The 11,980-nt window shown below is 63.8% G+C and carries 12 protein-coding genes; 6 read left to right on the plus strand and 6 right to left on the minus strand.

Going from position 1 to position 11,980, the window contains the following annotated elements; genetic code table 11:
* From VEK15_05470 to VEK15_05490, 5 genes are all read right to left on the minus strand, one after another.
* A partial coding sequence (locus VEK15_05470; protein ID HXV60122.1) for an oligopeptide transporter, OPT family occupies positions 1-1,653 on the minus strand: 1,653 nt, incomplete at its 3' end.
* An 89-nt stretch (positions 1,654-1,742) separates the two neighbouring features.
* Positions 1,743-3,140: a M20/M25/M40 family metallo-hydrolase gene (locus VEK15_05475; GenBank protein ID HXV60123.1), complete on the minus strand. Its 1,398-nt coding sequence runs from the start codon at positions 3,138-3,140 to the stop codon at positions 1,743-1,745.
* 17 nt (positions 3,141-3,157) lie between these two features.
* Positions 3,158-4,489 (minus strand): amidase, encoded by a 1,332-nt coding sequence (locus tag VEK15_05480; protein ID HXV60124.1) that lies wholly within the window; start codon positions 4,487-4,489, stop codon positions 3,158-3,160.
* On the minus strand, positions 4,486-4,722 hold the full coding sequence (locus VEK15_05485) for a hypothetical protein (GenBank protein ID HXV60125.1): 237 nt from the start codon (positions 4,720-4,722) through the stop codon (positions 4,486-4,488). The genes VEK15_05480 and VEK15_05485 overlap by 4 nt, the downstream gene beginning before the upstream one ends.
* Positions 4,719-5,516, minus strand: coding sequence for an SDR family NAD(P)-dependent oxidoreductase (locus tag VEK15_05490; GenBank protein ID HXV60126.1), 798 nt, complete (start codon positions 5,514-5,516; stop codon positions 4,719-4,721). Before VEK15_05490 ends, VEK15_05485 begins: the two co-directional genes overlap by 4 nt.
* An 89-nt stretch (positions 5,517-5,605) precedes the next feature.
* Between VEK15_05490 and VEK15_05495 the strand changes: the two genes are divergently transcribed.
* Positions 5,606-6,229, plus strand: a complete 624-nt coding sequence (locus VEK15_05495) for a Uma2 family endonuclease (protein HXV60127.1) — start codon at positions 5,606-5,608, stop codon at positions 6,227-6,229.
* Positions 6,230-6,272: 43 nt separating this feature from the next.
* Here VEK15_05495 and VEK15_05500 read toward each other — a convergent pair whose 3' ends face one another.
* A complete protein-coding gene (locus tag VEK15_05500) occupies positions 6,273-7,733 on the minus strand; it encodes an IMP dehydrogenase (GenBank protein HXV60128.1) in 1,461 nt (486 codons plus the stop codon).
* A gap of 191 nt (positions 7,734-7,924) precedes the next feature.
* Between VEK15_05500 and VEK15_05505 the strand changes: the two genes are divergently transcribed.
* The 5 genes from VEK15_05505 to VEK15_05525 all read left to right on the plus strand — a co-directional run bounded on the left by VEK15_05505 (position 7,925) and on the right by VEK15_05525 (position 11,893).
* Positions 7,925-8,293, plus strand: coding sequence for a hypothetical protein (locus tag VEK15_05505; GenBank protein ID HXV60129.1), 369 nt, complete (start codon positions 7,925-7,927; stop codon positions 8,291-8,293).
* Positions 8,294-8,453: 160 nt separating this feature from the next.
* Complete coding sequence (locus VEK15_05510; GenBank protein ID HXV60130.1) at positions 8,454-9,392, plus strand: hypothetical protein; 939 nt, start codon at positions 8,454-8,456, stop codon at positions 9,390-9,392.
* Positions 9,389-9,907: a DUF420 domain-containing protein gene (locus tag VEK15_05515; protein ID HXV60131.1), complete on the plus strand. Its 519-nt coding sequence runs from the start codon at positions 9,389-9,391 to the stop codon at positions 9,905-9,907. The genes VEK15_05510 and VEK15_05515 overlap by 4 nt, the downstream gene beginning before the upstream one ends.
* A gap of 23 nt (positions 9,908-9,930) precedes the next feature.
* The gene (locus tag VEK15_05520; protein ID HXV60132.1) at positions 9,931-11,250 is read left to right on the plus strand and encodes a M12 family metallo-peptidase; all 1,320 of its coding nucleotides are present in this window, start codon (positions 9,931-9,933) and stop codon (positions 11,248-11,250) included.
* Positions 11,251-11,329: 79 nt separating this feature from the next.
* A complete protein-coding gene (locus VEK15_05525; GenBank protein HXV60133.1) occupies positions 11,330-11,893 on the plus strand; it encodes a DUF2911 domain-containing protein in 564 nt (187 codons plus the stop codon).
* Positions 11,894-11,980: the final 87 nt, after the last annotated feature.

The following is an 11,980-nucleotide window of genomic DNA, read 5'->3' on the forward strand; positions in this document are numbered from 1 at the left end:
GACGCCACCAACGAAGATCGCCGCGGTCGATTCGAACGGAAGGTACATTCCCACGGCGATGAGCATGGGCGAAGGCGCTTTGATCAGAATCAGCGCCACCGCCAGGAATATTCCCACGATGACGAGGGGCCAGGCCATCTCACCGCCGACGATCCCGCGTGCCATGAGAGCCATGAGGCCGGCTTGGGGAGCGGGGAGCTCCGCCGAGCCGATGATGTAGACCTTGTGGAGGGCGCTCAAGGGCCAAGCCAGAACCAGAGCGGCCGCCACGACGCCGAGGATCTCGCCGGTCTCCATCCGCCATGGGGTCCCGCCGAGGATGTGGCCCACCTTGAGGTCCTGAAGCATGTCGCCGGCGATGCCGGCCGCGCAACAGACGACGCCCGCAACACCGAGGACGGCGGCAACCCCCCGGACATCCGTCAGGCCGATCGCGACCATGAGCACCGCCGACAAGAGAAGCGCGGAAAGCGTCAGGCCGGAGATCGGATTGTTGGAGCTACCGATCAGTCCGACGAGATAGCCAGCGACCGCGGCAAAAAGAAACCCCAGGATGACCATGACGATGGTGAGCAAAAGCGCTCCACCGAAGGCCCGAGCGAAGTAGAAGTACAAAGCGAGCGTGGCGATGCTGGCGACGAAGATAGCGGCCCCCGTCTTCTTGAAATCGAGGTCGATCTCCGTCCGATCGGACGTGGCGCCCGTTTTGAGGCTGATGTTCTCGATGGCCTTGCGAATGCCCTCGACGAGAGATCGCCTCAAGTTGAAGAGTGTATAAAAGGCGGCGATGATCATCGTACCGACTGCCAGGGGCCTCACTTGCCTGAGCCAGATCGCGGTCGCGAGGTTGGAATCCACTGGCTGGTTCCAGGAGGGGTTGAGGAACGTTGCGAGCGGCACGAGCATGAGCCATCCCACCACCGCGCCGGCGAAGAGGACCGCCGAGATCCGAAATCCCACGATGAAGCCGACGCCCATGAGCGCCGGGGACACGGCGGGGCTGGCGAGGTGCAAGCCGCCACCATAGCCGATTTGCTCTTGAGCGATCTGAATCGAGGAACGCGAGAATGCGACGAAGCGACTGGCGCTGTCGGCGATGAAGTGGATCCCGTTCGAATTCTTGAACAGCTCCCAGGCAGCGGCGAGCCCCATGGCGCCGAACACGAACGAGGCGCCCGTCTCTCCACCCTGGCCGGCCTTCACGATCTCTGCCGCGGCGACGCTCTCGGGGTAAGGAAGATCAGCCTCGACCACCAAGGTGCGTCTGAGCACGATGATGAAGAGCACCCCCAACACTCCTCCGATGAGCATGATGAAGGTGCTTTCCCAGTAATGGATCTCTTCCCATGCCCCGGCGATCACGAAAGCCGGGATGGTGAAAATGGCGCCGGCAACGAGGGCCTCTCCGACCGAGGCGGTCGTCCGGGCGATGTTCTCCTCGAGCACCGTGCCTCGGAGAGGACGAAGCGCGGCCATCGCCACCACGGCAGCGGGGAAGGTGGCTGCCACCGTGAGGCCCGCTTTCATCCCGAGGTAGGCGTTCGCCATGCCGAGGACGACCGCCATGAGCGCCCCGAGAAACACGGCCTTGAACGTGAGCTCGGGCATCGTGCTGGAGGCGGGAACGTAGGGAACGTGAGGTTTTGGATCCATCGGGGTCCTCCGGGGAACCGGCGCGCGATTGTATCGATCGCTCGAAAAGAGTTCAACGCCCGCGAGGATTCCACGGGAGGAAGACAACGCTATCGGGTCGACGCATGGTGCTTTTCGAGCACGTAAGCCGTGGCCGCGGTGAGCTTCTTCGCGTAGGCGATGTCGAGGAATTCGTTGGGCCCATGGGCGTTGCTCTCGGGCCCCAGAACTCCGGTGATGACGAACTGGGCCTCGGGAAACTTTTCGCCCAGCATTCCCATGAACGGAATGGAGCCCCCTTCTCCCATGTGCATCGCGGGTTTGCCAAAGTAGGTGGAAGACGCCTCGTCGAGCGTTCGAGCAAGCCACGGAGCGAGGGCGGGCGCGTTCCAGCCCGGGGCCGGCGCATGGAGCTCGAGGGTAACCCTCGCCCCGTATGGCGGATCTCTCGTGAGAGTGTCTCTCAGGATGTCACGACCTTTCCTGGGGTCGAGGGTCGGCGGAATGCGTAGCGAGAGGTTCAAAGACGTGTAGGGACGGAGCACGTTTCCCGCCTTGTCGAGCGTCGGGATCCCCTCTTGACCCGTCACCGCGAGAGCGGGGCGCCAGGTCCGGTTCAGGATCGCCTCGGCCGGATCGGAGCTCACCGGCTGCATGCCCGGAACCCAGGGGAACTTTGAGAACACTTCGTCGCCGAGCGCTTCCGCCACCTTCCGCGCCTGCTCGCGCCGCTCGGTGGGGATCTCGACGGAAAGGCCCTCGGGGAGGATGCGTCCGGTCCGTTCGTCTTCGAGACGCGAGAGAAGTTGTCGCGCGATACGAAACGACGAGGCAACGATGCCGCTCGCGTCTCCTGAGTGCACCCCTTCGGTGAGAACCTCGACGCGAAGCGTCGCCGCCAGGATTCCCCGCAGAGACGTCGTCGACCACAGCTGCTCGTAATTGCCCGCGCCCGAGTCCAGGCAGATCACCAGCGACGGCGATCCGATCTCTCGCTCGAAGTGCTCCACGTAGGCGGGGAGGTCGGGAGAGCCGCTCTCCTCGGAGAACTCGATGAGAAGGACCACGCGTGCGTGTTTCTTCCCCTGCTCCCTCAGCGCGCGAAGAGCCGCGACCGAGGCGAATCCCGCATAGCCGTCGTCGGCGCCCCCGCGCCCGTAGAGTCGATCCCTCTCACGGACTGGGCTCCAGGCGGAGAGGCCGTTGCGCCAGCCCGTCATCTCCGGCTGCTTGTCGAGATGGCCGTACATCAGCACCGTCTCGTCGGAATCGCCCGGGACTTCGAGAAGGAGAACCGGAGTACGGCCGTCGACACGCCCGACGTGCAGTTGGGAGGGTTTCGGGCGATGGTCCTCGAGCCAGCCCCTGACGAGCTCGAGCGCTCGTTCCATGTGCCCGTGCGTCGCCCACTCCCGATCGAATGCAGGGGAGACGTTGGGTATCCGGATGTACTCGGAAAGAGTGGGCAGGATCGTCTCCTCCCAGAACCTGTCGATGGTGCTTTGCATGAGGTCTCCTTGATGAATCAGATTGGGGGATGGCGGTCGTGCCAGTGAGTCGCCTGTTCGTAGACGTGAGCTGCACGGAGCACGAGCGCGTCCGAGAAGGGCTTTCCCGCGATCTGGAATCCCACCGGAGCGTCATCGTCGGCGAATCCTCCGGGAAGGGAGATCGCGGGAAGGCCGAGGAGGTCATAGGGCATCGTGTAGCGCAGTGCGTCATCGAGCGTGAGCCTCCGTCCGCCGACGACGGGAAGGGCGCGGTGCGAGCGCCTCACGATCGGATAGCAGGGTGACACGAGCAGATCGACAGGCTGCATCGCGCGAGCGGTTCGTTGCTGCAGGGTCCGCCGCACCTGCTGCGCTTTCAGGTAATCGACCGCCGGGATCAGAAGAGCGGCCCGAGAGCCTCCCTGGTACTCCTCCGGCTTCTCCCTCATCCACCGATCGTGTGCCGTTGCCCACTCGCAGAAGAAGATCGTGTACATGATCGGCGTTATTTCTTCGGGGGTGGGTAGCTCGACGTCCACGAGCTCGAAACCGACGCCCTCGAGCTCCTTCAACACGTCCTCGAACACCCGGAGGACGTCACGCTCGCCCAGCCGTACGAGATTCCGGTCGACGCCCACTCTCGCTCCGCGAACGTCGCCTTCGAGCTCCACCTGGACGTCTGCCAGAATCTCGAGCGCGATCGCGGCGTCCTTCACCGTGCGCGTCAGCGGACCCGCGTGATCGACGGAGTAAGCGCGGGGAAACATCCCTTCGGTGCTGACGAGACCGTGGGTGGGCTTGAAGCCCACGATCCCGCAGACCGAAGCGGGGTTTCGGATCGAGCCCCCGTTGTCCGAGCCCATGGAGAGGGAGACCATGCCGACGGCGACCTGTGCCGCCGAGCCCCCGCTCGAGCCCGACGGGGAGTAGCTCTGGTTCCACGGGTTTTTCATATCCCCGAAGTCGGGATTGGTGCCGGATTCTCCGCCGGCGAACTTGTTGAGGTTCGCCTTACCCAACAAGACGCAGCCGGCTTCGTCGAGCCGTCTCGTAACTTCGGCATCCTGCTCCGGGGTCCGGCCCGAGAGAAACCGCGCACCTGCCGTGGTTGGGATTCCGCCGGTATCGAAGACGTCCTTGAGGCTCAGGGGAATCCCGTGAAGAGGCCCGCGCGGGGGCTCGCGATCGCGTCGACGTGCTTGCTCGAGAGCGCGCTCGGGGAGAAAGGTGATGTAGGTGTTCAGAGTCGCTTCGAGGGCTTCGGTGCGGTCGATGCATGCGCGGACGACCTCTTCGCAAGAAATCTGGCGAGTGCGCAGAAGCGAGGCGAGCTCGTGCAAGGGTCTCAGGAGCAGCTCACGGCTCATGGCTCGAACGTGATCGCCGGTTCGATCTCCGGGTTCGGTTGGGTTTGCAGGCGCAAGGAAAGCAGGAAAGCGAGAGCTTCCTGCTCCTCGCCGGCGAGCGGCTCGACTCGCGCCAGGGTCCGGAGCATTCCGCGAACGGCCTCGGGGGACAGAGCTTGCGCTTCGGAGACAGTGCCGAGGGAGAGCGCGCCGGCGGTACCGGCGAGTGAAATGATGGCGCGACGTCGTTTCATGTTTTGGCTCCCGTCGGCAATTTCACCGGGACAGCCCGCGCGATCGCCCAATCCGCGATCGAGGGCGCAAATCGTTCGAGAAATACGAGAAACCTACCCCGAGTCGTCAGGATGAGCTCTCGTCGAGGATTCCGCGCGCAGCCCGCGATCACCCGGGCGACCTCTTCGGCCGTCATTCTGGCACCTCGCGGCCGACCTCGTTCGGCACCATAATCGAGCACGTTGTCCGAGAACTCCGTCGTCGTGTAGCCGGGGCAAACCACCGAGACCCGCACCCCCGTTCCCCGGAGCTCGACGCGGAGCGCGTCGGAAATGGCATGGAGCGCGTACTTCGAAGCCCCGTAGGCTCCCGACATCGGAAGGGCCCGTTTGCCGACGATGGACGAAACATTGATGATGACGCCGCGGCCGCGCGTCCTCATTCCCGGAAGAGCCGCCTGGATGCAAGCGAGTGGACCAAAGGTGTTGACGGCGAAGAGGCGCTCGATATCCGCGCGCGGCACGGACTCGATGGGCGCGTAGAGCCCGAAGCCGGCGTTGTTGACGAGGACGTCGATGGCCCCGAGAGCGGCTTCCGCGTCGCGCACCGCGACACGAGCTCTGGCGCCATCCCCGAGGTCCACCGGCAGGACGAATGCCCGTCCGCCTCGGGCGCGCACCTTCTCCGCCACTTGCGAGAGTCGGTCGACTCTCCGAGCGAGCAGGGCAACCGACGCCCCGGCCCCGGCGAACTCCAGGGCGCAGGCCTCACCGATTCCGCTCGAAGCCCCGGTGATGACGACGCGCTCGTCCATATCGGTGTTTCTATCACGGCTCGGTCCCTTGAAACTACGCGGCACTGCGATGTTGCCGACGGCCTCGGGGCATGTCAAGATCGAGCCGCATGGCGACGATCTCACGTTATGACGAAGTCATCTCGCTGCCTCGGGCAATCCGGTTCCCGGTAGAGATGGTCCCGCCCCCTGGTTTCGACCCCGATCGGCTCGAAACATGGCCGACGGTCGTGGGACGCCTGGAATATTTCGACGGGAGGCTTCTGTTTATGCCGCCTTGCGGAGACTTCCAGCAGGACACCGTTACCGACGTCGTCATTACGCTCGGGGCGTGGATTCGTCGCCATCCGGAGTTCGTCCTCGGAACGAACGAAGCCGGCATGCGCCTCGGCGGTGCCACTCGCGCGGCGGACGCGGCGATCTGGCGGCGCTCGGATCTGGGGGCCTACGATGGCGGACTGCGACGCGTGCCCCCCATCCTAGCGGTGGAGGTCGCTGGGGTCGACGACGGTGATTTGGAAGACGCGTTGCGCGAAAAGGCGAAGTGGTATCTGAGTATGGGGGCGTTCGTCGTTTGGATCCTTTTTCCCGAGCGGCGCGAGGTCCTCGTCATGTCTTCGAAGAAGGAAGCTCGTTTCTCCGCGGATGAGACCATCGCCGCTCATCCAGCGCTCCCCGGGTTAAGGCCCAAAGCCAGCGAGTTGTTCGTCCAGGTCGGCTCGCGCAGGGCCTGACCGAAACCGTCCGTCGATTTGGGGACGGTTACCACACCGAGCGTCAGCGATCGTACGACTCGCGCTGGGCCGCTCGCGACAGAGGCACGAGATAGCGCATCGGATCGGGGAGTATCTTGCGTCGAGCCTCCGCGAGGGATTGCTCTCCGGCATAGCTCACCGCGGACTGGAGGTGGCCGCGGATGCGGTGCAGCACGTCGACCACGCTTCCCTTGTACGGCACCTGCACTTCCATCCCTTCCGCGGGCGATTCGAGGGCGGTGGCGAGGCTTTCGTCGTTCTCCGAGTCGTATTGTGATTGATAGACTGCCTGCGGCGAGGTCATCCCGCGATAGATCTTCTTCTTGAGGTGAGTGGCCGGGTCTTCGATGACGTGACCAGGCGATTCGTCCGTACCCGAGAGAGCGCTTCCCAGCATCACGGTCGAGGCTCCCGAGACGAGGGCGATGAAGATGTCCTTGTCGTGCGAAACGCCCCCGTCGGCGATGATGGGAACCTCGTCTCCCACCGCGCAATAGGCTTCACGGATCGCCTGCAGCTGCGGGACGCCCGCCGCCGTCTCGAGCCGCGTCCGACATCCGCGTCCTGGTCCTACCCCGACCTTGATCGCATCCACGCCTCGCTCGGCGAGGAAGAGCGCCCCATCGAACGTTGCCACGTTTCCGCAGACGAGTGGCGTCCTCTCGCACCGCTTCCGAATCGCCTCGATCGCCTTTTCCATCACCTTCGAGTGCCCGTGGGCGATATCGATGACCAGAAGGTCCACTCCCTCGCGGACGAGCGCCACGGCGCGCTCCAGATAATCGCCCCGCGCCCCGGTGGCGGCTCCCACGAGAAGACTCCCCTTGACATCCTTGCTCGAAAAAGGCCGGTTGCGGAGAAACAGGAGATCGCGAAGGGTGATGAGCCCGTGAATGCGCCGCTCGGTGTCGACGAGGGGAAGCCGCTCGATGCGCTTCGCGAACATCAGCCGCTCGGCCTCCTCGTCCGAGATTCCCGGCGGGCTTTTGTGAAGTCGGGAGAAGGGAGTCATGAAATCATCGACCGGCCGGCGGTCGAAGTCGCTTCGGTGCGGAATGTCCCGGTTGGTCAGAAGTCCAGCGAGTGTGCCGCTCCCGCGCCCCTCCTCCACGAGGATGCCGGTGATCTTGTGCTGTCGAATGAAATCCTTGGCTTCTCCGATCGACGTACCCCGGGGAAGGCGGAGTGGGTTGGCGATGACGGCGCTGTAGCTCCTCTTCACCCCGCGCACCATCTCCACCTGTCGCGCGATCGTCATGGCTCGGTGGACGATGCCGATGCCGCCCTCCAGGGCCATCGCTCGGGCCATGTTTGCCTCGGTGACGCTGTCCATGTTGGAGGAGACAACCGGGAGCTCGAGCGCCTGCTCCCTGGTCAACCTCGAGCCGAGCGAGACGTCCCGCCGGGTCTCCACGACCCCTTCTTGGGGGCGAAAGAGGAAGTCGTCGTACGTCTTGCCGATGAATCGCTCGTCGAGCTCCACGAGAACATCATCGCAGCCGGGAATGAAGCGATCAAATCGAACGAGCGCGGGTGGGCCCCGGGGATTTCTCAAACGGTAAGGCCTTACGGCTGCCGTAAGCGAACGTTCCGCGGGATCTCGTGGTCTCGTGGATTCGCGCGGGCACGAAGGTTGCAAGATAAACCGTCGAAGCTCGAACTGGAGGAAGACGCATGAATCAGCGCAAGTTCATCAGTCGAAGAGAGTTTACGGTCCATTCGGCGCTAGCCATGTTGAGTGGCGTCACGATAACGATCCTCGGGTGCGGCGACAATTCCGGGGGGTCCTCGTCGCCTACACCGCCGCCCCCACCCGGCGGGGCGAGTGGGGCGATCGGAGCGAATCACGGTCACACGGCGATCATCACCGCCGCGGAGCTCATGGCCGGGAACATGCTCGCCTTGAACATCAGGGGCACGGCCGATCACCCCCATACTGTCGAGTTGACCGCGGCCGAAGTCCAGCAGATTTCCGGTGGAGCCCGCGTGTCCAAGGTCTCGACGACCGAGCTCGAGCACTCGCACTCCGTCACGTTCAACTGACGTTCGAGCGATGCCTGCCAATTAGGCAACCCACACAATAGAACGTCTCCCCCCGGAGTTTCGCCCGGATCCTTTATGATTGGCCCGACGTGGGACGATCGACCGCGAGCGGTTTACCGCATGAAGCGCTCGACGTGCCTCTACGACAAGGAGAATGTCAATGTCTCTTCATCCCTGGTCCTTTCATGGCACTGCGATGAGCTCGCTGACACTGGTGATTCTCGCTAGCTCGGTCTTCGGCCAGCGGGCTCCCGAGGCCACGTCGCTGTTCGGCAAGCCGCTGTACCCGATGGATCTTTCGGAAGACCGGCGCTCCGAGCTCGAAGCGAATCTGGCTCGAGCTCAGGCCGCTTACGATGCCGCGCCCGAGAGTGCGGAAAACATCATCTGGCTCGGTCGCAGACTCGCCTACCTATGGCGCTATCGAGACGCCATCGAGGTCTACACGAAGGGTATCGAGAAACATCCGGATAACTACAAGCTCTTCCGTCATCGCGGTCACCGCTATATCACCGTTCGCAACTTCGAGGCGGCCATCGCCGATTTGGAGCGAGCCGCCCGACTCATCGAAGGAGTTCCCGACGAGGTCGAGCCCGACGGCGCGCCGAACGCCGCCGGGATTCCGCGAAGCACTTCCCATTCGAACATCTGGTACCACCTCGGATTGGCTTATTACCTCAAGGGAGATTTCAGCGCGGCGGCGCGGGCGTACGAGGCCTGCATGGAGTTCTCGCGGGTGAACGACGACATGCTCGTGGCGACCGCGGACTGGCAATACATGACGCTGCGTCGCCTGGGTCGGGACGATGACGCCGCTAAGGTGCTAGACCTCATCAAAGAGGAGATGGACATTCTCGAGAACACTTCCTACCATAAGCGTCTCCTGATGTATAAGGGGCTCGTCGAGCCGGAGGCGCTCCTGGACGTCACCGATCCGTTGGATGTCGCAACCCAGGGTTACGGACTCGCCAACTGGTACCTCGTCAACGGAGACGAGCCCAAGGCGAAGGCCCTCTTCGAGACCATCCTCGAAGGGCCTTACTGGGCGGCTTTCGGCTACATCGCTGCGGAGGCGGACCTGAAGCGACTCACGTCGTGACCGAGAGACGGGCGCTCACCCTCATCGCGGCCTCGAGCGCAATCGTTCTCGGGTTCCTCTTCTGGCTCCTCTATTTTCGCGAGGGGTCGGGAGAGCCACCGCCATGGACGGCCAGTCTTCCGGCGTTGAACGCCTCGTTGAATCTCACGAGCGCGGTCGCGCTATCGCTCGGCTTCATCGCGATCCGCCGTGGCCGTCGCACGCTCCACATGAAGCTCATGCTGACAGCGGTCCTCGTCGGGCTCTGCTTTCTCGTGAGCTACATCGTGTACCATCATTACCAGGGAGACACCCCGTTCCCCGGCGAGGGCGTCGTTCGACCGGTTTACTTTTCGATCTTGATATCACATATCGTTCTCTCGATCGTCGGTCTGCCACTCGTTCTCGCGACGCTCTTCTTCGCCGCTAGCGGCCGATTCGATCGCCACCGACGACTTGCGCGGGTCACCTTTCCGGTGTGGCTCTACGTCTCCATCACCGGTGTGGCGGTTTTCGTGTTCCTCGAGCTCTGGTAGCGTGAGCTGGTAGCGTGATGGTGATGTGGCAGATCGCACTCCTGCTGGGCCCTGTCGTTTCCGTGGGAGACCTGGCACCGCGGCGGGCTCCGGTCGAGATCCTCGGGGAAGACGATTTCGAGCTGGCCGGCTTTCGGATCCATCGCGATGAGCTCCTGGCAACCGGCCCGAGGAGCTTCGTCGTGATTGGCCGCCTCGTCGGGGACGACGTGAGCGAGGTGATCCTGTCGGCGCATGAAGGGGCTCTCGCCGGAACCCTCCGCACCGCCGCCGAACAGTATCGCTTGCGCGGCGGGGTCGCTCGGCAGGTCCAGTCGACGGCAGATGTCCCCGAGAGAATGCCCCTGGTTCCACAAGTCGGCCCCGTCGTGCCGAGAGCGCTGAACGACCGGGGGGACGTTCTCGACCTTCTCGTCGTCTACACTCCGCGGGCGCGACTCTCGGCGGGTGGAAGTCACTCCATGGAGGCCCTCGTCCAGCTAGGCGTGGCGGAGACGAACCTCGCGCTTCGAGAAAGCGGCGTCCCCACGCGAGTACGTCTCGTCGAGATGCAAGAGGTGAGCTACGAGGAGGCGGGCCGCGTCGAATCGGACCTCGAGATCCTCGCGCACGCGGGTGACGGCGCCCTCGATGAAGTCCACGCGCTCCGAGATTCTCGTGGCGCCGATTTCGTGCAGCTCGTGGTCGAGGAATCCGATGGCTGCGGGATCGCTTACCTCATGCGCGAGGACAACCCCGGCTTCTCCGCCTGGGCCTTTTCGGTCGTCGAGTGGAGTTGCATCGACGCGAATTATGCGCTCACCCACGAGCTGGGTCACAACCTCGGCTGCGACCACGCCCCAGAAGATCCCGCTACTTTTGGCGGACCCTTCGAGTATTCCTTCGGCTATCGTGACCCATCGAGCCGATACCGCACCATCATGGCCTACGGGCCTGGCAGGCGCCTCGCTCGATTCTCGAGTCCCAGAGTCACTCTCGGAGGCCGGAGGTTGGGAACTTCACGCCAGGACAACGCGCTCACCATCTCACGCCTGCGGACGACCCTTGCGAACTTCCGGCCGCGAGTCGCCCCGCCCGAGATCTCCCCCGGTGCCGGCGTCCCCCTGTCGAACGGCAAGGCGGTGTTTCGTTTTCAAAGCGAGTACCCGGTGGCGGAGTGGTGGCTTCTCGCGGGGAGCGGCCCGGGCGAGAGGGACTTCTTCGACAGCGGTTCTCTTGGAACCCGCCCCGAAGCGAAGGTCAGCGGTCTTCCGGTGGACGGAAGCCCCGTCTACGTACGGCTCTTCTACCGGCGCGGGAGGGTTTGGCTCTACGAGGATCATCGATACCTGACCTCTCGTTAGCGCTTTCTTAATGTGAATTTCCGGCGCGCTATACTGTGCCGGGCGCCCTGAAGGGGCCCCCAGTAAGGAGTATCGGATTATGTGGAAACGCTTTGCCATCGTGGGCTCCCTCGCCGCCGTGGCTGCCTTGAGCCTCGCTCAAGAACGCCAGCCGCGAGGTAAGGCCGAGACCACCGTCAGCGGAACCAAAGTCGTGGTCGACTACGGTCGCCCCGCCTTGAAAGGCCGGTCGATTTCGGATCTGATGAAAGACCTCCCCGAGGATCGCATCTGGCGCGCCGGTGAGAACCAGGTCACGACCCTCGAGACCGCAGGACCCATTCAGATTGGAAACGCCACCATCCCCGCGGGCAAGTACAGCCTGTACGTGCATGCTCCCGCAGCGGGCGATTGGTCGTTATGCGTGAACAAGAACCTGGGCGTTCCTCTCAAGGAGCTCTGGTCGGAGGCACCGGCAGAGATGGCGAACGAGCCCTGGCCGATGCTCGCGGGTTACAAGACCGATTCGGAGGTCGCTCGCATCAAGATGAGCAAAATGCCGGGCGAGGCGACGGATGTCTTCACCATCGAGCTCGAGTCAGACTCCTTGAAGTTGTCCTGGGGCGACCTGGCCTACGAGACGACCCTGAAAGCCGGCACCTAGTCAATCTCTTCGAGCCTGCGGAGCCCCTCCCGCGAGAGGGGCTCCGTCGCTCCCATTTTTCCCTCTCTTCCGAGAAATCATCCTTGA

It is taken from the genome of Vicinamibacteria bacterium (assembly GCA_035620555.1).
GTDB lineage: Bacteria > Acidobacteriota > Vicinamibacteria > Marinacidobacterales > SMYC01 > DASPGQ01.